The sequence below is a fragment of the Chitinophaga rupis genome (assembly GCF_900109685.1).
Lineage (GTDB): Bacteria > Bacteroidota > Bacteroidia > Chitinophagales > Chitinophagaceae > Chitinophaga > Chitinophaga rupis.
Genome location: NZ_FOBB01000003.1, coordinates 293,063 through 315,617 on the forward strand (window position 1 = coordinate 293,063; position 22,555 = coordinate 315,617).

Consider the following 22,555-nt stretch of genomic DNA (forward strand, 5'->3'; position numbering starts at 1 on the left):
AATAATGCACTAATTGTAGTGATTCTCAGGGGGAAAGGGAGAAAAAATGGTACCATGATCAATTGGGCAATAATATTTTAACGTTCCGGTATAAGCTTCAGCGCAGTTGCCTTTGCTATATCCTTCCCTATCAAGATATCCGCAATAGCAGGAAGGACCGGATGTGTAGGGAAAACTCCGTGGCCGTCGCCGGCGCCAGGGATGATCCGGAACGTAGTGGTGGAAATAAAGCTTCTTATATGAGTTTTGGGCAGTGATATTTCTATTGGTTGTCCACTAATGATATACTTATTGCCACCGGTTTCTTCCCCTACGAAAACTGCTCTTTGATCTCTTTCAAGACAGGCACTAACAATTGCAGTGTTAGAAAAACTGCCTCCATTAATGAGTACAAATAACCTTCCGGTAAAATGATTGATTTTGGGCTGTATTGATCTCGCTTCTTTCCCAGACAATAAGTACCGGGCAGGATTAGTCAGCAAATAGGATAAAAGATAACGCCCCGGTTCAAAATCTCCTCCCTGGTTGTCACGTAGATCCAGGATGAGGTCTGTGGTCTGGTTGCGTTGCAAGATAGTAAAGACGCTGTCCATTACATATTTATAATCCTGCTTGTGAATGGATTCGAGCAAATCAGCATCGAAACTTTTAATAGTCAGGATAGCAGTTGTACCATCCTTATTTTTTTCTAAAGTAATTCCCTGCTCTTCAAAGACGGGATAGCGGATTTGACGGAAGAACCTTATACTGTCCTTTGTTAAGGCTGTTATCTGCTTTTTTTGGAGCCTGCCTTTATTGCTCTTCATTTCCAGGCAAAACTGTGAAGGATGGCCATATGCAAAACTATAGTAAGCAGCAAAATAATGATTCAGTATCCAAACCGGGTAAGTTTGGTTGTATCCATCCCTGATCTGCCTTGCCATCAGCTGCGCCATGACAGCAGCTATTCTTTCTCCATTAATGCTTACAATCTCTTCTCCCCTTTCAATGCTGGTGTCAGATGAGCAGTTTTCAACGACATAAAGCCTTTCACCTATGTAAGCCACTGAGAAGGGCAGAAACCTGCCTGTCTTGTTGTTATAATCAGTTGCCGTCTTACTGGGCAAAAACATCGTGTGCCCATCGCCAATCTTAGGGTTCAGCAAGGTAATTAAACTCAAGAATTCCTGCTCATCCATAGGGTTAACAATGGAATTGTATAGACTGTCAAAAAAAATATCAAACGCTGGTTTTGGAGTATGGCGGTAGAGCCCCGGATGTATCTTATCCAATTTATTTCTCAGGAAACGCAGATCAGCTTTCAGCTCGTTCTTATAATATATCCGGTTTGTGTCAGATGATTGAATTTGCCCCAAAACAGATAGGGCATCAAACAAGACTACCAAAAGTAGCAGATAAATAGGAGGGATCCGTAGCATAGCTTAAACAGCAATATTACCAAAATTTTCTTAGTACCCCCTACTTCACCTCATTAAACACTTCATGAAAAGTACCCTGGAAATCCTCGCCGTACATGTGATGATATTCTTTGGCGAATTTATTGAACAGCGCCTTGGCCATGGAGTGGCGGCCCAGCTGGCCCAGGCTTTTACATTTTACCCGTAGGGCTTCTTCATTCACGGGGTCAAAAATAAAGATGCCGTTGGCGATCTCTATTAAAAATTCAGGATCGTGGCTGAACTGCAGCGTGGCGGCAGATAGTACGGACAATGCCATGCCGGAGATCTCCGACTGCATATCTTCCAGCCAGGGATAAGCTGTATCGGCCAGTAAGGAGCCGCGTTGTATAATGGCCAGCAGCTGCTGGATCTCTTTTTTGGTATGCTTTCCGGCAGGGCGGCATAATTGCAGAAAGGTTTCCAGGTCAATGGAGATGTTTTCTTTGTCGTAATGCAGGCTCCAGCGGTCGGCATCTTTTACAAAGCTGCAGGCGCCCAGCTTATCCAGGATGGCCTTGAGCTTTACCATGTTCACAGAGCGGTTGTTCTGAGCTTCTTTGCTGGATTTATCGCGCCACAGGGTGCCGTATAATTTTTCTGAGGAGATGCCTTTGCCCGTCCACAGGGTGTGCGTGGCAATGATCAGGAACAGCTCTTTCAGCAGCGGCGTAAAGGAGCGGGTTACGTCCTGCCCATCCTTATCATACACTTCAAACTGCCCGAATAAAAATACTTTGGCATGCACGCTTTCTTCTTCTTCCGGCGTGTGCAGGGGCATGGTTAGCCCGGCTATGGCTGCGGGTTCTGCTACTGTTTCCGGTTCTTTTATTAGCGGGGGGGCAGGTGTTTGCACGGCCTTCAGCTTCCGTTTGCGGTAGGCAAAAATGCCGGCGCCGGCAAGCGCCAGTGCTATCCCGTAATACCACCAGTAAGACGTATTCTTTTCCGGTGTGGCGGGCAACAGCTGGTTAGGCGGGAATGCAATGGTGTATACCTTTACGCTGGCCTTTCCTTCCTTGGAAGTATAAATGGTTACGCCGGCCAGCTTCTTACTGTCGGCACAATAATACAGGTCTGCGAAAGACTGCACATCATGATAAGTGTATGGAATGGTAGTACCCAGCAGCTGATATTTGGGCGACTGTAAGGAACCGCGGATCAGCTGCAGCTCAGAGTTAAATTTATCGTTCGGGTATACCAGCGCGTAATATTCCTTTGCCGTGGCATCAATCACCATGCTGTTGGCAAAACAGAACTGGCGGTCCGGTTCCGGCAGGCGGTAAATAGTTTTAAAGGAATGATCTTTTACACTAAAGGAAAGCAGATCGTAATAATACTTCGGGTTCACCACCTGACTGCCGGTGCTGCTGCCATAACCGCCCATAATGTAAGCGGTATCGCCTTTTTCATTAGTGCCCAGTGCGGCCAGGTAACGCGGCATAAAGCGGTCGCCATGTGTAGCCAGCATGGTATCCCATTCCTTACCCGGCAGGTAATAACGTTGTACGCGGTTCTTATATTCCAGCTGCCCGTAACCACCTAAAATATACAGGGAGCTATCGTAGGCTGAAATAAATTTATTGGCATGCCAATACACGGTAAGCGGTGCAGGAGCAAAACCGGTGCTCCACTTTTGCGCGCTGGAATCAAAGGTACTTACAGTTTGCCCATCAATGTAAAAGTTATAGAGCTTTTGCAGGAAAGGATCGTAAATGGACTGATTGCCGGCCATCAGCGAATCATGTTTTTCCGCAAGCGCCACTGTACTGGAAGCGCCGCTCTTAAAAGCGATCCTGTACAAAGAATCTGCAGATACTACATACAATACCTCGTTCTTTTTATCAAATGCCACACTGGGCATACCGTTCATTTTCAATTCGCTCATTAAAGCCCATTGCTGGTGCTGGGGCCTTATCCAGTTGGCATTGCGTACTTCTGCTATTTTGCCGCGAATGGTATCCCGGCATTGATTGCCGCTGCTTTCCGATAAAGGCCAGTAGTATTTTGTTTTGCTGCCTTCGCGGATAGCCACGTCCTTTATGTTCATGGGCGGAATGTCCAGCATCTGGAAACCTTCAAAGTTATTGGCGCCGAACAGCAGGCGGCAGCAGGCCTTTTTCCCGAAATTGCCTTTGCCTTTTGCCACCTGTGTATTGTTCACAAACAAAGCGGCTTCCTGCGTTGCAGGATCGATCCTTAATTTGCAGGTGCTCCATTTATTATAGAGTGTAGCGGGATCGATGGTAAATACAGTGGAATATTTTTCTCCTATCAGGAAATCAAAACGCAGTGTTTTCTGGTTATATACCAGGTCAATATTTTCCCGGTTATCAAAAATTACGCGCAGTACGTAACCGAAATAAATATCATGATAAGGAACAAAGTTGAGATCGAAGGAAATTTCCGTAGTCCCATCCAGGCATAGAGGTGCTGTTGGCGTCAGGTTAAGGGCGGTCCTTTTTTCCGGCACTACTTCGTGGCTCTGGAATTGTAAACCGTATGATTGTGCAAAACCGGCCTCATTCAGCAGCAAAACTAAAAAAACTATAAAGGCACAAAATTTCATAACGCTATGCAGCTAAAGGAGATACAATTTAGTCAAGTTTTCCCTGGCCTGCAAATTTTCTATTGCCCCTCCCCGTTGTTTTAGCAGAGAGCTGTAATCCAATGCCTTACTATTTTTTGGCGGGTGCTTTCGTCATCAGCCAGGTTACCAGGTCCGTCATAGCCTTATCATTCTCATAACCAGCGGGCAGGCGCCCGTTCACATATTCATTATACAACCAGGGATCCCCTACAGCTACTACTGTGCCCTTACCATAAGTAGTAGTGGCAATAATGGTAGCGCCGCCTGAAGTAAGTAAAGGTTTGCCCGGTGGCTGTACGCGAATGGAGCAGGCATCTTTCATAAAGATCTTTTTGGTTGTGCGGAACACCGGATGATCTTTTACGGCAATGGCGCCGTTTTCAAAATGCGCATCGTCCTTCACATAGTTAATACGTTCATCATTAAAATGCAAACCAAAAACGGCGGCCAGCTCATTAAAATGCGTCAGCTCCGTATTGGCGCTGTCATTGGCCAGCAGCAGCAATACGCCCCCTGCTTTTACCCATTGGCTAATGGCGGTGATATCTTTTTTGCCGATATAATTAGGTGTGGGCGATTCCTTTGCATTATCAGGGTCTACAATGATATATATAGCGGAACTTTTCAGGTTAGCGGCAGCCGGCGCTTCGTGTAAGGTGTTCAGGGTGGCGCCCTGCGCTTTAAACGCGTCTCCCAGTTTGGAGTAGCCGTTATTGCCTGTTTCCTCCCATTTATAGTGGAAAGATTCCATTTCACCCGCAGCATTTTTGCGATGCTCATTATTGAAATAGGAATCCAGTGTAACCGTTTTTTCCTGTGCATGCAGCACAGCAGCGTGGAAGCAGGCTAAAGCCATGCAGGTGTAAACCATTTTCATTCTTCCAATTTAGAAATTATACCGGAATATTTCAGCTGTTTTTACCCGGCTGCTGACAGAAGCCCGGTAAAGCAGGCTGGCAAAGGATTTTACCCATCACCAACCTGTACGTGCTGCTTATCTTTAAAAAAATATTTGGTCAGATACCGATTGGTATCTATCTTTGTGTCATGAAATTTGAGCCTAAATCAGAAAAGACACGTTTGTGGATCATTGAAACAACGGCTCCCATTTTTAATAAAAAGGGATATGCCGGCACATCCATCTCTGACCTCACGGAAGCTACCGGCATGACGAAAGGCGCCATCTACGGCAACTTTGAAAACAAGGAAGATATTGCCCTGGCTGCGTTTGAGTACAACCTGAAAAACCGCAGCAGCATTTTCCGCAAAGCAATGGACAGTGCGCCCACCTATAAGGAAAAACTGCTGGTATACGCGGAGATCTTTCGCCCGGCAAAAAAAACACCATTCCCGGAAGGCGGCTGCCCTATGCAGAATACCGGTATAGAGGCGGATGACACCCATGAGCTGCTGCGCGAAAAAGCTGCGCAGGCCCTGGAAAGCACCCGCAAATTACTGGAGGATCTTGTTAGCAAAGGCATTGCCGCCGGTGAGTTCCTGCCCGGTATAAATGCCCGCCGGTTTGCTACCGGCCTGCTGGCCATGGTAGAAGGTGGTATTATGCTTTCCGGTATTACTAAAAAGAATAAAGATATAGAGCTGGTATCAGACGCTATTGCAGACCTGATAAACAGCATTTCATTGAGCTGACATTTTTTTTGCTTCATCAGATACCAATCGGTATCTATCCACATAAATAAAAATAAACAACATGAAAACGAGTAACAACACCATCCTGATAACCGGCGGCAGTGCCGGCATTGGCCTTGCAACCGCTAAAGCCTTTCTTGAAAAAGGTAATGAAGTAATTATTACCGGGCGCGATGCCAAACGCCTGGAACAGGCTGCCACCCAGCTTCCCGGCGTACATACACTGGTGAGTGATGTAAGCAGTGAAGCAGCAGTAGATGAGCTGGTAAACACCATCCGCACAAAATTCCCAAAGCTGAATGTGCTGATCAATAATGCCGGTTATGCCGCCTACCACACCTTAGCCGTAGGCGAAGAAAGCTGGAAGGAAGCGGAAAAGGAAATCTATACCAACTATATATCTGTGGTGCGCCTTACTGAAAAGCTGCTCCCCATTTTACACCAGCAGCCTGCAGCAGCAGTGGTGAACGTATCGTCCATTACCGCCTATGCGCCGGGTTTAAGGATCCCTACTTACAGCGCCAGCAAAGCAGCCCTGAACTCCTATTCCAAAATATTGCGTTTATCCCTGCAGGATACCAACATTAAAGTATTTGAGCTGATGCCGCCCCTGGTGAACACTGATTTTTCTGCCGTTATTGGCGGCGCTGCCAACGGTATTCCCCCCGGAGAAGTAGCTGCAGATCTGCTGAACAGCATGGAGCAGGATGTATATAGCATACACACCGGTAAAACAGCTGCTATCTATGACCTGCTGAAAGAATCGCCCACCGCTGCGTTGAACGCGCTTAACGGTGTTACCGCATAAAAAAGGCCCCCTCAATAAATGAGGAGGCCCCCGTAATACAAGTGCTCTCTTATTGTATTACAATCTTTTTAGTAGAAGTGTTATTGCCGTTTGTGATCACGAGAATATAAAACCCGGCGGGCAGGTTAGCCGTGGAAAAATTCAGCACCTTAGCATTGCCTTTATGGAAGGCCACTACTTTTTTGCTGACATCCAGGATGGTTACCTGTACCGGTTTGGCCGCATCATACTTTGCCAGCTTTACAGACAAAGTGCCGTCTTTTACTAACGGGTTAGGATACACGGTTGGTTCCGTTGCAGCATCTGCTGCTTTATCAACCAGTGTAGCGGTAATTTCAGCAACCGTTGCTGCCTGGCCTGCGATGCCTGCATTAAAGGCTTCCCAGTCCCGGGCAGCAGCGCCATTGCAGGCGCCTACTACCGCCCAGGTGGTATTGCTGCCCGGTACATCCGTAGCACCGGCCCACCACTGGTTACGGTAAATGGTATTGTTATAACGTACTATGTTGTTTGGCTTATCATACACCTTATTGGCATTCCACAAAGGCAGGCCGCTGCAGCCTTCAAATGTTTGGCTGTTCCAGATAGCGAAGGTAGTGGTGGTTACCACAGAATCTTTCCCGCTCCTGATGCCTACAGCGGTGGCGGTGTAAGCCTTATATGCAGATGGCGTCCACTGCACAGAGGTACCTGCCAGGCGCTGACCATCTATTTTAACAAACACCTGCGTGATCTCACTGCGCGGATCATTCTTAGCAACGGTTAATGTTACCGGCGATAAGCTGCTTACATTCAAAATGCCATTGGCAGGGGCAGTGAAGGAAAGAGAAGTTACTTTGCTGCACTCCGCAGCATCAATAGCAAAACGGCCCATATTGGCGCAGCCGCAGTTCACCGCATTGTTACCGCCATTTAATTCAAGGCTCACCTGCTTAAGGCCGGTGTAACGCTGGTAATGGCCAATACGGCTTAATACTTTTGCATTCTCTGTGCTGCCGCCGCACTCTACCCCACCGTTAATGATATTTACCGTAGCGCCAAAACCCGGTTTCAGGTTAAGGGCGGTTTGTTCGGCCGTGGGCGTCCATTTGCCGGGGATCATCACCTCATGGCAGGAGGGTTTGGGATATTGCTGCGTCATCCAGAACCAGATACCGGTTTCAAAAGCAATCACTCCATCCTGGATCACTTTCTCCGGGTTGGCCAGCAATACATTCTTATCGCCAAAAATAAACTCACTGGCCTGCCCGTAGTTATAATTATAGCTGAGCTGTATAGGGCCGCGGCCATGGTACGATTTACCCGGCGCAGGCGGATACTGCGCATTACTCTCATCGCGGTAGCCAATGTTATTGGTGCCTTCAAAACCTACTTCTTCACGGAAGTACAGGCCCCAGGCGTAAGGGCCGCCCGGCGCCGTAGGCCAGCCACCGGTGGTTTCCTGGGAAATATTTGCCAGGAAAGCCATGAGCTCACGTTTACGTGCTGCCAGATCGCCTTCCCCGGCAAAGGAAGCATAATCCACTGTTTCTGTGACGATCATGTTAGGACTGATATTAAAATCCGCATCTGTACGGAACACCAGGGATGCGCCGGTAGTTTTATCCACACGGGTAAGGCGGTAAGCGTTGGTGGCACAGCGGCGTTCTACTATAATTTTAATGTTGCCCATGCGGCGCACGGCTTCTGCAAAATTTGCGTAGGAATAAAAATCTTTTGCGGGCGTAGCAGGCGGTGTGCCAGCCCCGGTACGGTCATCGGGGTTAAAACGATGCGGAAAAAAAGTGCTCCAGTCTGCGCTGGTCATTACATCTGCCAGGTTTTGGGCAGCGCCTTTAAAGGCTGTGGTTATACAGCACAGGAATAAAACAACAATAAAACTTCGCTTGCACCTTTGCATAAGGTTCATGCGTCCTTTTGTACAGGACAGGCTTCTCATAGGTTCTTTCAATTTAGGTTTTCAATGATTAATGCTGACAGATCTAATGTGTGGCGATCATGGTTTTATGATGGTGATTTTGAGTTATTATATTTAAGTACAGGCTAAGACGGATCAGGAGGGAAATGGTACTACCCGGTACCCCACTTTTTTAAATAAAAAAGCCCGCGGTAAAAACCACGGGCATGCTCATATGAGAATAAAGGCAAAAAAGTGTGTCAATCCTCTAACTTACCTTTACCGCGTGTAACACCTTATCCAACCGCTCATACAGATCCTGCAGGTGCTCACGTGATGCATTATCAGGTGCGGTAACAGCCGCCGTTCTAATCTCTGCTGCCAGCTTTTTGGCGTGGGCTTTTACCACAGACATACCATCATTCAGGCTGCTTAACCCGGCCTTTTCTGCCAGGGGCGGCAACAGGGTGATCAGCTTTTCCACATACGCCTTCTGTAAATTGCGGCGGTAAAAAGTAATGGGCTTATGCGCCGGCAATTCGGAGAAAATACCCTGCTGCAGGTCCTGCAGCATTTCTGCCGGCGTATAGGCTTTGGCAGGTTGAAAAGCCTGCTGTTCCAGCAGCCGGTTGATCATCTTTGCGTCCAGCAGGGAAAACAATACCTGGTTCTGCACATTGGCTACCATACTGAAACCAGTTTCTGTTACGCTAAACAGCTTTTCATCGTTCAGCCATTCCGGTGTGGCAAACAGCTGCTGCTGTAAAAAGGCAATAGCCCTTTTTTGTTTTTCCCTGTTCTCAAATTCGTATACTGCGCCGGGCTGCTCTACTGTTTTAGGTGTGGTGTAAATGCCGCCTACATTGGCTGCTACATGGCCCATATAACGCTGGTACTGCAGCACCAGCTCTTTATACATATCGCCGGCCTTTTCATAATCTTCATTGGGCTCGCGGGTCCATTCCATTAAATGGCCTTCAATGCGCTGCAGGTTCTTAATCCCGTAGGCGCTGGCTTTCATGGCATCATCCCCCAGGTCTTCGTTCTGGTTGCGCGGGTCCAGCCAGGTTTTAGGATCCCAGGGTACTTTTTCAATACCAAAGGCGTAACGTTTGCTGGCTGCCAGCTTATTCACGACCCATTTATTGAGGATGGGCTTTTCTGCTGTGGCGCTGTTAGCTTCCAGTATGTACCGGTAACCCCATTCAATGGCCCATTTATCATAATCGCCTATGCGGGGAAAAATGCCTTTTTCACTGATGTTATCTTCCGGCTGGGCCACATAGTTAAAACGTGCATAATCCATAATAGAAGGCGTATGGCCATGCGCCTCTACCCATTGCTTGTTCCGCAGGCTATCTACCGGCACGGTGGAAGATGCGCCCCAGTTATGCCGCAGGCCCAGCGTATGCCCTACTTCGTGAGAGGATACAAAACGGATCAGCTGTCCCATGAGCTCATCATCCAACTGCAGCTTACGGGCGCGGGGATCAATAGCGCCGGCCTGTATAAGATACCAGCGGTGCACCAGGTCCATTACGTTGTGGTACCAGTTAATGTGCGTTTCCATGATCTCGCCGCTGCGCGGGTCTTTAATGCTGGGGCCCGATGCATTGGCAATGGCGGATGGTTTGTATACTATTACAGAGTGGCGTGCATCGTCAATGCTCCAGGTGCTGTCATCCATGGGTGCTTCTTTACCAATGATGGCATTTTTAAAACCGGCGGTTTCAAAGGCAGCCTGCCAGTCGTTAATACCTTTAATAAGATAAGGCACCCACTTTTTAGGTGTTTGCGGATCAATGTAAATTACAATGGGGTTGGCAGGTTCTACCAGCTCACCGCGGCGGTATTTTTCCAGGTCCTGCGGTTTGGGCTCCATACGCCAGCGCCATATCACGCTTTCTTTTTTTACGCCCTGCGGGTTAGCATCAAAGTCCACAAAATCATCTGCAAAAAAACCTACGCGCGGATCAAAGTAACGTGCCTGCATAGGTACTTTTGGCAGCAGCACTATAGAGCTGTTCAGCTCATAAGTATAGATCTTCGTACTGCCATCGGGGTAAGGTTTGCTGTTATAGGTCTTCACCGCCTTTACCTCTATGTTCATGGGGTAGGCTTTTACACTTTCAATATAAGAGCGGTCTACTGCCTGCATGCTTACCGACATAAAATTCTTGATGGCAGCATCAAAGAACAGTACGGAATTATCGCCAATAATATAATCCGTTACATCTATCACGCTGCTGCTGGCGCTGTCATTCAAAGCCTTAATGGGAAAGACGGCCTGCACGGGCTGTATATTGCTGTTCACTACAGAGCGGTACAAGCCATTCTCGGAACTATCAGCAGAACGTTCCTTATAAGACATTTTTTCCAGGAACAATTTGTTACCCGGTACTTTGGAAAAACGGATCACACATTCCCCGATCTGGTCGCCGGCAAAGCTGAAGGCGCCGCCAATAAAACGAAAATCTGCCGGGGCTTTGGACATACGGCCTACTACCAGTATATCACGCTCCAGCAGGCTGTCCGGTATCTCAAAGAAATACTTCTCATCTACCTTATGCACTTTAAAAAATCCTTTGCTGGTAACGGCAGCAGCGGTGATGATCTCTTTATACGGTTTCGGCGCATCGGCCTTAGGAGTAAGCAATGCCTTTACTACGGCAGCGGTATCCACCTTCTTAGCGGCGCCGGTATCTTTTTTCTGCGCTACGGCAGGTATGGCAAAAAGAAGGAGTAACAGGCGCAGCGCGCCGGTACTGTAATTCCTGATCTGCATGGAAAAATTACTTTTTAATGATTGGATGTTATCGCGGGTAACCCTGGTTCTGTGTAAGGTTAGTGTTTAGTAAGAGCTCGCTTTGCGGAATGGGTAACAGCTGCCAGTCTGCACTCCAGGTACCGCCTTTTTGTGGTGTTACCGCGCCCATTACATTATTCAGCGCGCCGGTACGTTTGAGGTCAAACCAGCGGTTGCCCATTTCCACAAACAGCTCTACCCGGCGCTCCTGCAGCACAGCACTCAGCAGGGTTTCTTTTGTAGTGGCTGTGGTGCCCGGCAAACCTGCGCGGGTACGGATGGCATCCAGGTCTGCGATTGCGCCGGAAACGTTGCCTTGCTGCGCACGCGCTTCTGCACGCAGCAGGTACATCTCTGCCAAACGCAGCACCAGGTAGCTTTCTGTATTAGGCGTTTTAGAGCGGTATTTACTGGAGAAGTAGTAGGTGCCTGCAGGTGATACAGCATTGGCAGGTACATCTGTACGTCCTACCCAGGCTGCAAAACGTTTATCATTTGCTTCAAAAGCATTTACTATGAAAGATGTAAGTGAAACCGTTTTGCTGTTATCCGGTCCAATGCCGGGTGTAAAAGTGTACAGGTTCACATCCTCTACCACATAATTTGAGCTAACGGATGGTACCAGGCCCCAGATGCTTTCCTTGCTGGCTGCTAAGAATACATTGGCAGGATCTGCTTCCAGCGCATAGCGGCTGTCTGCTATTACGGCGCTGGCCTGGGCTTCCGCATTGGCCCAGTCGTTCATGTACAGGTACACCTTTGCCAGTAAAGCGGTAGCCGCCTGTTTGTTCGGGCGGCCCCTGTCCTGCGCAGCAGTGCCGTTACCATTCAGGTAAGCATCGCCTAACAGAGCCTGCGCATCTTTAAGGTCAGCAATGATCTGCGTATAAACCGTTGCCTGCGGGGTACGGGCCATAGCAGTATTGGCGCGGTAATCGGTAGTAATGGCTAAAGGCACATCGCCAAACAGGTTCACTGCATAGAAATAAAGAAAGGCACGCAGGAACTTTGCTTCTCCCTCACCCTGCTTTTTAACGGCCGCACTTAACGCAGCGGATGTTGTAAAACCTTCTATAGCGGCATTACAGGCATAGATCTCCGTATAAACCGGGTTCCACAAAGGGCTTACGGTATTGGTGGCCTGCAGGTTGTTTACATAGAACTGCTGGCGGGTGGTACTATTCGGGCTCCAGTTCTTTAGCTCATCTGCATAAAGCCCCATCAGGTAACCAATGCCTCCGCTGCCATAGGTAATACCAAAATTAGGCGTTACCAGCCGGCCGTAGATGCCCGTCATTACAGACAATGCTGATTTATCATTATCATAGGCATTATCCTTATTAATGCCGGAGATAGGCGGATCTACCTGCACAAAATCTTTACAGCCGGCGGCTGTTACAAGCAGCAGGCCTGCAACGGGTATATAGCGGAAAACGAAAGTTATGATTGTTTTATAGGTACGTTTCATGATCAAATAGTTTATAAGGTAACCTGAAAACCGGCAGTATACTGGCGCAGCGGCGGAAGGCTGGTGGCATCCAGGTTCTCAGGATCTACATTTTTGAAATTTGAGATGGTGAACAGGTTTTGCCCCTGCAGGTATAACCGGATGTTGGTGATGCGCCATTTAACTAACAGCGATTGCGGCAGCTGGTAAGAGAAGGCCAGGTTCTGCAAACGTGCATAACGGGCCATGCTATACGCACGGGTGCTGGCAACGGCATTGCTCTGTGCAAAAAAGCCCAGGATGTTGCTGGTATAGCTGCGTGTATCCGTTACATCACCGGGCTTTTGCCAGCGTTCCTGCACATCGGTGGTCATGTTATAAAAGAAGCCGGGCGGGATGCCTTGCTGCTGGCCAAATGCATTCTTGGCCATGCGGCTGATGAAGCTGAAATTAAAGTCCAGCGAAAAACCTTTATACTGGAATGAGTTCAGAAAACCGCCAAAGTATTTGGGCGATGTATCTATATACTCCGTTCTATCCGTAGTTTCACTGGGCGTGGTAGTAATGCTTCCCTTACTGTCGTAAAAAGTATATACGCCTTTTGCAGGATCCACGCCGGCGTATTTAAATACTTTCACCAGGTAAATGGGCTGCCCTATTACAAAGATGTTGGTGTAGGTGGAGGAGGCCAGCCCCGGATAATCTACCAGCTTATTATGATTGGCGCTGATGTTGAAGCTAGTGGTCCAGGTAAAAGTCTTTGTGCGGATGTTGGTGGTCCTTAATGTTATTTCTATACCGCTGTTCTGTATAACAGCCGGCAGGTTCAGTAAAATGCTGTTAAAACCGGTGGTCCTTGCCAGGTTATAGGGGAACAGCTGGTTGGAGCTGCGGTTACGGTAATAGCTGCCTTCCACTGAAATACGGTCTTTCAGGAAACCCAGCTCCAGGCCCAATTCCATCTTCTTATTGGTTTCCCATTGCAGGTCAGGATTGAAAAGACTGGCTGGTAACAGCCCTTGCTGCCCCTGGTACTGGCTGCCGGGATTATAAAGGTCATAAAATCTGTAATCCCCAATACGGTCGTTACCGGTAGTGCCATAACTGCCCCTCAGCTTACCAAAGCTCAGGAAGCGCGCATTATTCTTTACCCATACTTCTTCAGTAAAGATCCAGGCTGCGCCCACTGCGCCAAAGAAATGGAACTGCCGGCCGGGCCCAAACCTGCTGGAACCATCATAACGGCCTGTAAGGTTCAGTATGTATTTATTATTCCAGCTGTAATTCAGGCGGCCAAATGCTGCGTTGTAATTATAAAGGCTGTAACTATAATCGTCTATTAAGGTGCTATCTGCTGCACCGGGATTTTCCAGCAGCGCATCATTACTGAAGCCTATTGCTTTTTGCGACAGCCGGGTATCTTTACTGCTCTGAAAAGTAGCGCCTGCCAGCGCATTCAGCACCCCTTTGCCTAATGCCATGCTGTAATTGGCCTGCGGTTCCACTGACCAGGTGCTGTTATTAAAGGTGCGGAACAGGCTTTGATTTACTGCGCCGCTCAGCTGCAGGTTCGCAGGGCTGTAATAGGACATGGGCGTGCCCAGGAACTCACTGATCTGCCCATTATTGTAACCCAGCACGGTTTTAATTTCCAGGCCTTTTACCGGGCGGTAGCTGATGCTGGCATTGCCTACCAGGTTATTTACACGGTTCTTGTATATTTTATTCAGCTCCCTGAAAGGATTGTCAAAAGTATTGTTCTCATAGTTCAGCGATCCGTCATCGTTATAGATCTTAGGTGCATCCGGCGCCAGCTGCAATACAGAACGGGAAAAATCATAGGCCTGAATATTATCATAGGTATAATTATAGCTGCCTGACAACATTACAGCTACCTTTTTATTATTGGTTTCCGCCGTGGTGCTGAAGTGTACATTCGCCTGCTGGTTAGCGCCATCACCGGGCATTACAGAGGTTTGCCGCGTATAACCTGCGCCTACCAGGTAGCTGCTGTTATTACCACCGCCGGACATACTTATCTGCCCGTTGCTGAGGTAAGCCTTTTTCTTTAGCAGCAGCTTTTGCCAGTCTGTATAACGGGTGGTATCCCAGGTACCGTTAATATCATAGTCTAAAGGTGTTGCAGCCGCATTATCATTCCTTTTAGCCTCATGCCGCATTTCAAGATACTGCTGTAAGTTCAGCAGCTTAGGTGCGGTAGCAGTAGTGGAAATACCGGTGTATGCATTCAGGTCTATCCTTGTTCTGCCGGGCTTACCTTTTTTTGTGGTAATGAGTATTACGCCGTTGGCGCCGCGGGAACCATAAATGGAAGTAGCATCTGCATCCTTGAGCACATCCACACTTTCAATATCAGCGGGGTTAAAATAATTGAGATAGTTACCGCCTTTCAGCGTTTGGTTCAACAGGGTTATGCCGCCACCGTTTATAGCGCCGGGCGGGTAAGGCACTCCATCAATAATATATAAGGGGTCTGTACCGGCGGCCAGGCTGTTGGTGCCGCGTATATTCACATTCACTGCACCGCCGGGTATACCGGTGGCCTGGGTAATGATCATGCCTGGCACGCGGCCCTGTAAAGCTGCAAGCACATTGGTCACCGGGTTCTTCTGAATATCCTCTCCCCTTACGGTAACCACGTTGCCGGTATTAAAACGTTTGCTGGTGCGGCCATAACCTATTACCTGCACCAGGTCCAGCTCATTTTTAGCGGGCCGCATCATAATGGCCATGGGCCGGCCCAAAATGGCTTTGGTGCTTAATACGCCATAGCCGGTATAGGTGATCACCAGGGTATTCTCCACCTGGTCTGAATGTATTTCAAAGTGGCCGTTGGCAGCGGTTTGGGTACCCCTGCGGGTACCCTGTATCATAAGGGTTGCCCCTGGCAATGGCTCCCCGTTAATATCCATCACGGTACCGCTGATAACTACATTAGGCCGCAGGGCTGCAATGGGTACAGTATCTGCAGGTTGTTTTGCCACCTCCCGCGTTACAATAATAATGTTGTTGAGAATAGTGTAATGCAGACCGCGTTCTTTTGTAAGCCTTTCCAGGAAGGCTTCTACCGGGAAGTCTTTTACATTGATGGTCACCGGCTGCACATGATCCGTTGTTACAGGGTTCAATAAGAACTCCTGCCCCGTTTGTGCGCTCAGCATTTTAAATACCTGTGTTAGCGGTGCATCTTTTACATTCATTGTCACCCGCTGTCCGAAGCTGTCTGCGCTCACGTGCAAAGTGGCCACCAGCATAAGGATCATGATTAACTTCATAATCATCAGCATTTTAATAAGCGAAAGATTTCGCATACCTTTACCAGGTACAATCCAAGTCATACTTTTGTACATTTTAGGGATTTACTAAAAAAATGTTTCAGGCATTTACAAAGTATTCCCGTTACAGCGGGTTCTGACGGCAATCAGGACCCGCTATTTTTTTACGGAAACACGGTTGGTTTTTGTTGCTTACATAAACTTGCAGTTGGCTGTTACGAACACTTTGGTTGATCTTTAATTAATGTTTGGTTGAATTTTTCCTGTTGCTATGTTATTCCTGTGATCCGGGCTTCTATCTTTATTCCCCCTTTCCCGGAAAAACGGTTACGTTATTGCCTTCTATTTTAAAATGTACGTCGCCGGTAGCAGCAATGGCTTCCAGCAGCTGTGCGGCAGCCGCCTTCCTGGACAGGATGCCTTCAAACTGCACATCATCCACATTACCGGCGTAGGTTACATTCATATCATACCAGCGGGCCATTTGCCGCATGATGTTCTTAATATTGGTTTTACCAAAACGGAACTTACCTTCTTTCCACGCTATTACTTCCTCCAGGTCAGGATGCGTTAGCTTAAATGCATTCTGCTGCGGGTACAGGCTGGCCTGCAAACCGGGCGTTACCACGGCCGCTGTTGCGGCCTGCACTTTTACGGCGCCGGTAAGCACCGTGGTGCGGATGGCTGCTTCATCGGCATAAGCCATAATATTAAAGGAAGTGCCTAACACCTGCACACTTACACCAGCTGCTTTTACTATGAAAGGGTGCACGGCATCTGCCGCTACTTCAAAATACCCTTCGCCAGTTAGCTCCACGCTGCGGGTAGCGCCTGTAAAAGCAGTGGGGTAACGTAAGGATGATGCAGCATTTAACCATGCTTTGGTACCATCCGGTAAAGTAACCCTGAATTGCCCTCCCCGGGGCACAGACAACAAATTGCTTTCTACAATGCTGCCGGTTCCCTGGTAGGCAATTAAGCCGCTATCCAGCTTCACTACCTGTACACCGCCTGTGGTGGCTACCTGGCCGGTAGCAGCATTATCCAATACTATCTGCTGCCCGTTAGCCAGTGTTAACAGGGCTTTGTTACTGCCCGGCTGCAATGGCTGTACTGCCAGTGCAGGCGTATTTTTTTGCGGACGCAAAAACCAGATGGTGCCTGCTCCCAATATTAAAAGCAGGATTGCTGCAGCTGCCCACCAATAATTTAACCGGGAACGTAGCGGCACCACTGGCGTGTTGTCCTGTTCTATGAGATCCTCCGCGGCTTCTTCGCGGAGGTATTGTAGTTTAGAAAAAATGTTACCGGCTATTTCCCGGTCGTATACCAGCGCTCCCTCCGCGTTCATAAGCATCCGCTCATGAGCAGTGGCCAGCGCTTTCAGCTCCTCATCGGTGGCCTGGGTCAGCATCCACTCCCGGAAGGCGCCGGATGCACTTTCATTCACCGGCCGGCCGGCGGTTAAAGCTTCAATATGTGCTATTGCCCTGGTAAGATCCATGATGTGTACGTACTAAAGACGGTGGTTAATGTTGAATTTTCACTGAAGTCAAAAAAAAATTTGATGTACCGGGGTGCTGATATGCTAATGTGCTGGTTTCTATTTATTTACTGCCCATTAAAAAAAGCAGCACCAGGAAGTGTACCCCATGTTTGCCTAAATAGTCTTTTAAAACAGCAATGGACTGCTGTAATGATTTATGTACCCCGCCCAGCGACATGCCCATTTCATTCGCTATTTCCTGGATGGTCTTCTCATCCCGGGTACGCAGCTCAAAGATCAACCGCTGTTTTTCCGGCAGCGCAGCCAGGGCCGCACGGGCAACGGCTTCGTATTGATCGGTTATTAATTTATCGTCGGGGCTGTAATGGTGCGGCTGTACAAAGTCCCGCTCATAACCGGCCTGTTTGGAGAGGCGGGCCTGGCGGGCGCGTAAAAAGTCGTTCAGCGCATTGCGGGTAATAATAAAAATGTAGTTCTTAAAGGAACGTATAGTGATGAGCGTTTCCCGGCGCTTCCATACTTTCAGGAACACCTCCTGCCCTATTTCTTCCACATCCTGTTTTTCCGGTAAATAAATTTGCAGGTAGTGCAGCACTAAAGGGGAGTAAAGCTCATACAAACGGGAAAAAGCATTCCAGCTGCCGGCTGCTACATCTGCCAGCAGGTGTCTTTCTTCTTCTCCCGTAATGCCTGTATGAATGATTTGCACTGTAAGGGGTAAATATAGGGAAAATAAGCCCTGCTGCAAATACCGGCTATTTTGCAGGCTGGCGATATCAATAAAAAGCCCCGGCAGGCTGCCAGGGCTTATATATAAGATCACATGACGTTTACAAATTCCCTTTCTTCATTTCAGACACCGCGTAGTCCACTGCCCTGGCGGTTAACGCCATATAGGTGAGCGAGGGGTTCTGTGTTGAGGTAGAGGTCATGCAGGCGCCATCTGTAACAAACACATTTTTGCAGGCATGCAGCTGGTTCCATTTATTTAACAGCGATGTTTTAGGATCGTGCCCCATACGTACGCCGCCCATTTCATGAATATCCAGTCCCGGCGCCTGTTTGCTGTCGTAGGTTTCTATATTGGTAAAACCTGCTTTGCCGAACATATCCTTGAACTGCTCAAAGAAATCTTTGATCATCTTCTCATCATTATCATCATAATCAATATTGATGCGTAACAATGGAATGCCCCATTCATCTTTCTGCTGCGCATGCAGGCTTACGGTATTGCTTTCCTTTGGAATGGTTTCGCCCATCATTTGCGAGGATACGTACCAGGGGCCTAATGTGGCATTACCCAGCTGCTGTTTTAACGCTTCTCCAAAACCGGAGGTATCCCGCTGCGGAAAGCGGCCGGAGTAAAAGGAAGCGGCGTAGCCACGCAGGAAATCTGTTTCCTGTTTAAATACATTCCGGAAGCGCGGCACATACGCGCTGGTAGGGCGGCGCCCGTCTGTTGTAAATTCCTTAAATCCATCGTGCGTGCCGGAAATGCGCGCGCGGTAGTTGTGAAAGGCTACATACTTGCCCAGCAAACCATTCTCATTTCCCAAACCATTGGGGAAGCGGGACGAGGTGGAATGCATGAGGATAAGATTGGTGTTTAAAGCACCTGCATTTAAAAAAATAACCGGGGCGTAGTACTCTGTTACTGCTTTGGTGTTTGCGTCAATCACACGTACGCCACCGGCTTTGCCCTTGTGCTCATCGTATATAATACTATGCACCACTGAAAATGGCTGCAAAGTAAGATTACCTGTTTTTTGTGCCCAGGGTATTGTAGTGGAGTTACTGTTAAAGTAACCGCCAAACGGGCAGCCACGCTGGCATAGGCTGCGGCCCTGGCATTGATTGCGGCCCTGCTCCTTATGAATATCCTGCGGTTTGGTAAGGTGTGCGCAGCGCGCATAAATCACGTGGCGGTTCTCATAATTCTTAGCTACCACGCCTTTAAAATAATCCTCCACACAGGTTAGCTCCCAGGGAGGTAAGAACTCCCCGTCCGGCAGGTTGGGTATGCCGTCCTTATTACCGCTGATGCCTACAAATTTCTCCACATAGCTGTACCAGGGCGCCAGGTCTTTATAACGGATAGGCCAGTCTACTGCAAAGCCATCCCGCTGCGGGCCTTCAAAATCATAATCGCTCCAGCGCTGCGTTTGCCGCGCCCACATAATGGATTTGCCGCCTACCTGGTAACCGCGGATCCAGTCAAACGGCTTATCCTGCACATACGGGTGCTCCGTATCCTTTACAAAAAAATGCATCGCATCTTCCCGGTACGCATAACAGCGGCTAATGGAAGGATTGGCTGCCTGGATCTCTGCCGGTACTTCGCCATGGTGGCGGAACTCCCAGGGATACATGTTGGTGGTGGGATAATCCTTTAAATGCTGCACATTACGTCCGCGTTCCAGCAATAATGTTTTATATCCTTTATCGCACAGCTCTTTTGCTGCCCATCCGCCGCTCATGCCTGCACCTATTACAATGGCGTCAAAAGTATTGGCCTGCTTACTATTACTCATACTACTATCAGTTATCTATGGAGGGCGATACTTTATTCACTGCTATACAGCCATGAAAGCGGCTGGGCACCAGCTCATACACCCTTACTTTGGTTAAAAAATATTGAGAGCCCGTAAAACCTTCGATGGTATACCTTTTCAGCATGTGGTAAAAGGCATCCACATTATGCGGTAAGCTTTTACCATCATTCAACATAGCTACCCATTGCTGCTGCTGTGCAGGAGTACATTTCCCAAAGGTGCTGCCGTCCTTTTCCTTTACCATTGCCTGAAATTTGTGCAGCCCGTCCTGGAATTGCTCCTGGTCTTTGGCGCTGCAGCAATCATCTATCATAGTAAGGGCAAAACGGTGCGCCCCGGTTTCCTTTGCACCGGGCGTAGTGGTGGTGGGGATGATGATAGCGGCCATGGTAGCCAGCAGATCTTCCTCCTCCCCATTCAGCTGTAAGTGTTTGTAGGCCACTGCCGCTTTACGCGGGCGCTGCACGCATGAAGGCAGCAGCGTAACGCCTGCGGTTACCACCATCAGGGTGCGGAGGGCCGAACGTCTGTTCATGTTCATTTGCTAAAAGGTCTGTTTATTTACTGCTCATATCCGAATTACTGATGAAGGCAATACGTTTGCTGTCCGGCGACCAGGAGGGCGTATTAATAGAGCCCTGCCCGCCATACACATACCCGATCACTTTGGGTGTGCCCCCGGCAACCGGCATCAGGCGCAGGTATACATGCTTGTAGGGCGGGTGTATACCCGGCTGCACTTCTTCTTTCAGGAAAGAGAGGAATACCATCCACTTCCCATCCGGCGAAATGTGTGCAAACCAGTTATTAAGATCATCATTTGTAACCTGCTCCTGCCCGCTGCCATCCGGATGCATACGCCAGATCTGCATGGTGCCGGAGCGTACGGAATTAAAGTAAATATACTGCCCATCCGGCGAATATTCAGGCCCATCGTCCAAACCTTTTGTGTTAGTAAGCTTTTCTTCCTTTCCCCCGGCGGCCGGCACGCGGTACACATCAAATTCTCCATCCCGCTGCCCGCAGAAAACCAGGTATTTCCCGTCCGGCGACCAGCCATGCAGGTACGAGGGCCCTTTGGGCGTTACCTGCTTTGGCGTGCCGCCGGTTACGGGTACGGTGTAAATAATTGATCCGCCCAGCTCCCGTACATTACTGCTTAGCCCCAGCATGGTGCCATCAAAGGAAAGCACATGATCGTTATTATTATTTTTTATATCCCCGGTATTTAGCTGCACCGGCTGCCGGGTGGCCAGGTCAAAGGTGTACATCAGCCCTTTGTTATCATTGAAAACAAGCGACTTCCCGTTGGTCATCCAGTTAGGGGCCTGTATGGAGTAGGGTACGGTATAAATGATCTCCCGGTTGCCGGTGGCCACTTCCAGCAGCTCCAGGTGGCTGCCCAGGGTCATGCGGGTGTTCTGGTCTGATTCCCCGTTAAAGGGCATGGTAATACGCACATCACGGAACACGCCTGTTTCCAGCACATCGGCATTGTGGGAGCCTACAAACAGGCCCACATAAACTTCCTCTCCCAGGTCCAGGTCCGTTACCTGCGCGGTTACAAACGGCTCTCCGAACCTGGCTACCCGCATGGTGTAGGTATTGCCTTTACGTTCCAGCTGCAGCACATCGGCATGGGTAAGGGCGGAGCGTACTTCTTCTGTGGTGGCGCCGGCTGTTTTGCGGTATTGCAGGGAAGTGAGGCCATCGCCATGCTCTACCACATTTACATGCGCGGCATTGCTGTCAAGGCTTTTACGCACCATCCAGCCTACTTTCCGGTGTTCCTCCACACCTTTTGCGCCAACAAAGGCGGCGCGGGTATAGAGGATAAAATCGCCTTTCAGGCGTTTGTATACATAATGAAATTCATCGTGATCAAACCATACATTATAGCCTGCGCCGGAGATAATATATTGCTGTGTTTGCGGAATATAGGTGGCCGCCCCGGGTTTTACATGGTTGCCTATATCGCCATGGCCTTCAAATATGCCTAAAGGGCTGTTTTGCGCACTTGCGTTAAAAGCTAAAATGGTAAAGATGACGTGGACGATCAGTTTTTTCATTTGTATATATTATGGTAATGGGTGCGGAACGAATTTAGCGGCTGCGGGCTTAGGGAGGTTATTTTTCACCACATCAACACCACATCATAATGCTAAAATCGCCTCTGATGGCCTTTCTGATCCTGTTTAAAATTGAATATCTTTGCAAGGATGAAATTCCTTGTTTACCTGTTCTCATTATACGTGCTGCTGTTATCCGGTGTTCCCTGCGATACGGATAGCGACTGCTGTGCAGATGAGATAGCACAAACAAGCTCCAACCGTACCGCAAAGGATCATGACCATCGGCCGGCCTGCCCCTGCTCTCCCTTTTTTGCCTGCGGCGCCTGCCATAGTATTGTAATACCCACGGTGCAGATAAAGCTGCCGGGGCAATTACCCACCGTTGAAAACCTGTATTTTTTTTATATCACACCTTCCCTGCCTGATTTTCCCGCTTCCATCTGGCAGCCGCCCCAGTTAGCATAAGCGCTTCATAACTGCTGCCGGCCGGCAGC

The 22,555-nt window shown here is 48.7% G+C and carries 15 protein-coding genes; 3 read left to right on the forward strand and 12 right to left on the reverse strand.

The window, feature by feature from the left end:
- Positions 1-77: 77 nt before the first annotated feature.
- From BMZ54_RS14295 to BMZ54_RS14305, 3 genes are all read right to left on the reverse strand, one after another.
- Positions 78-1,418 (reverse strand): S41 family peptidase, encoded by a 1,341-nt coding sequence (locus BMZ54_RS14295; RefSeq protein WP_089912641.1) that lies wholly within the window; start codon positions 1,416-1,418, stop codon positions 78-80.
- A 40-nt stretch (positions 1,419-1,458) separates the two neighbouring features.
- Positions 1,459-4,005: a Kelch repeat-containing protein gene (locus tag BMZ54_RS14300; protein ID WP_089912644.1), complete on the reverse strand. Its 2,547-nt coding sequence runs from the start codon at positions 4,003-4,005 to the stop codon at positions 1,459-1,461.
- A 109-nt stretch (positions 4,006-4,114) separates the two neighbouring features.
- On the reverse strand, positions 4,115-4,903 hold the full coding sequence (locus tag BMZ54_RS14305; protein ID WP_089912646.1) for a DUF4350 domain-containing protein: 789 nt from the start codon (positions 4,901-4,903) through the stop codon (positions 4,115-4,117).
- Positions 4,904-5,073: 170 nt separating this feature from the next.
- Between BMZ54_RS14305 and BMZ54_RS14310 the strand changes: the two genes are divergently transcribed.
- Positions 5,074-5,676 carry a TetR/AcrR family transcriptional regulator gene (locus BMZ54_RS14310; RefSeq protein WP_089912649.1) on the forward strand — a complete coding sequence of 201 codons (603 nt, stop codon included), beginning with the start codon at positions 5,074-5,076 and terminating at the stop codon, positions 5,674-5,676.
- 61 nt (positions 5,677-5,737) lie between these two features.
- A complete protein-coding gene (locus BMZ54_RS14315; RefSeq protein WP_089912652.1) occupies positions 5,738-6,484 on the forward strand; it encodes an SDR family oxidoreductase in 747 nt (248 codons plus the stop codon).
- A 49-nt stretch (positions 6,485-6,533) separates the two neighbouring features.
- On the opposite strand, the gene BMZ54_RS14320 is transcribed toward BMZ54_RS14315, so the two are convergent.
- The 9 genes from BMZ54_RS14320 to BMZ54_RS14360 all read right to left on the reverse strand — a co-directional run bounded on the left by BMZ54_RS14320 (position 6,534) and on the right by BMZ54_RS14360 (position 22,058).
- Positions 6,534-8,423: a glycoside hydrolase family 19 protein gene (locus BMZ54_RS14320; RefSeq protein ID WP_089912655.1), complete on the reverse strand. Its 1,890-nt coding sequence runs from the start codon at positions 8,421-8,423 to the stop codon at positions 6,534-6,536.
- Positions 8,424-8,649: 226 nt separating this feature from the next.
- Positions 8,650-11,166 (reverse strand): zinc-dependent metalloprotease, encoded by a 2,517-nt coding sequence (locus tag BMZ54_RS14325; protein WP_089912657.1) that lies wholly within the window; start codon positions 11,164-11,166, stop codon positions 8,650-8,652.
- Between the two features lie 28 nt (positions 11,167-11,194).
- On the reverse strand, positions 11,195-12,655 hold the full coding sequence (locus BMZ54_RS14330; protein ID WP_089912660.1) for a RagB/SusD family nutrient uptake outer membrane protein: 1,461 nt from the start codon (positions 12,653-12,655) through the stop codon (positions 11,195-11,197).
- A gap of 11 nt (positions 12,656-12,666) precedes the next feature.
- Positions 12,667-15,930 (reverse strand): SusC/RagA family TonB-linked outer membrane protein, encoded by a 3,264-nt coding sequence (locus BMZ54_RS14335; RefSeq protein ID WP_162277541.1) that lies wholly within the window; start codon positions 15,928-15,930, stop codon positions 12,667-12,669.
- Between the two features lie 301 nt (positions 15,931-16,231).
- Positions 16,232-17,434 (reverse strand): FecR family protein, encoded by a 1,203-nt coding sequence (locus BMZ54_RS14340; RefSeq protein WP_089912667.1) that lies wholly within the window; start codon positions 17,432-17,434, stop codon positions 16,232-16,234.
- A 103-nt stretch (positions 17,435-17,537) separates the two neighbouring features.
- Positions 17,538-18,146 (reverse strand): RNA polymerase sigma factor, encoded by a 609-nt coding sequence (locus BMZ54_RS14345; protein ID WP_162277542.1) that lies wholly within the window; start codon positions 18,144-18,146, stop codon positions 17,538-17,540.
- A 121-nt stretch (positions 18,147-18,267) separates the two neighbouring features.
- Positions 18,268-19,968: a GMC oxidoreductase gene (locus BMZ54_RS14350; protein ID WP_089912673.1), complete on the reverse strand. Its 1,701-nt coding sequence runs from the start codon at positions 19,966-19,968 to the stop codon at positions 18,268-18,270.
- 7 nt (positions 19,969-19,975) lie between these two features.
- Positions 19,976-20,524 carry a gluconate 2-dehydrogenase subunit 3 family protein gene (locus BMZ54_RS14355; protein WP_162277543.1) on the reverse strand — a complete coding sequence of 183 codons (549 nt, stop codon included), beginning with the start codon at positions 20,522-20,524 and terminating at the stop codon, positions 19,976-19,978.
- A 22-nt stretch (positions 20,525-20,546) separates the two neighbouring features.
- Complete coding sequence (locus BMZ54_RS14360; protein WP_089912679.1) at positions 20,547-22,058, reverse strand: TolB family protein; 1,512 nt, start codon at positions 22,056-22,058, stop codon at positions 20,547-20,549.
- Between the two features lie 150 nt (positions 22,059-22,208).
- Here BMZ54_RS14360 and BMZ54_RS14365 point away from each other — a divergent pair, with 150 nt between their 5' ends.
- The gene (locus tag BMZ54_RS14365; protein WP_089912682.1) at positions 22,209-22,526 is read left to right on the forward strand and encodes a DUF6660 family protein; all 318 of its coding nucleotides are present in this window, start codon (positions 22,209-22,211) and stop codon (positions 22,524-22,526) included.
- The last annotated feature ends 29 nt before the right edge of the window (positions 22,527-22,555 follow it).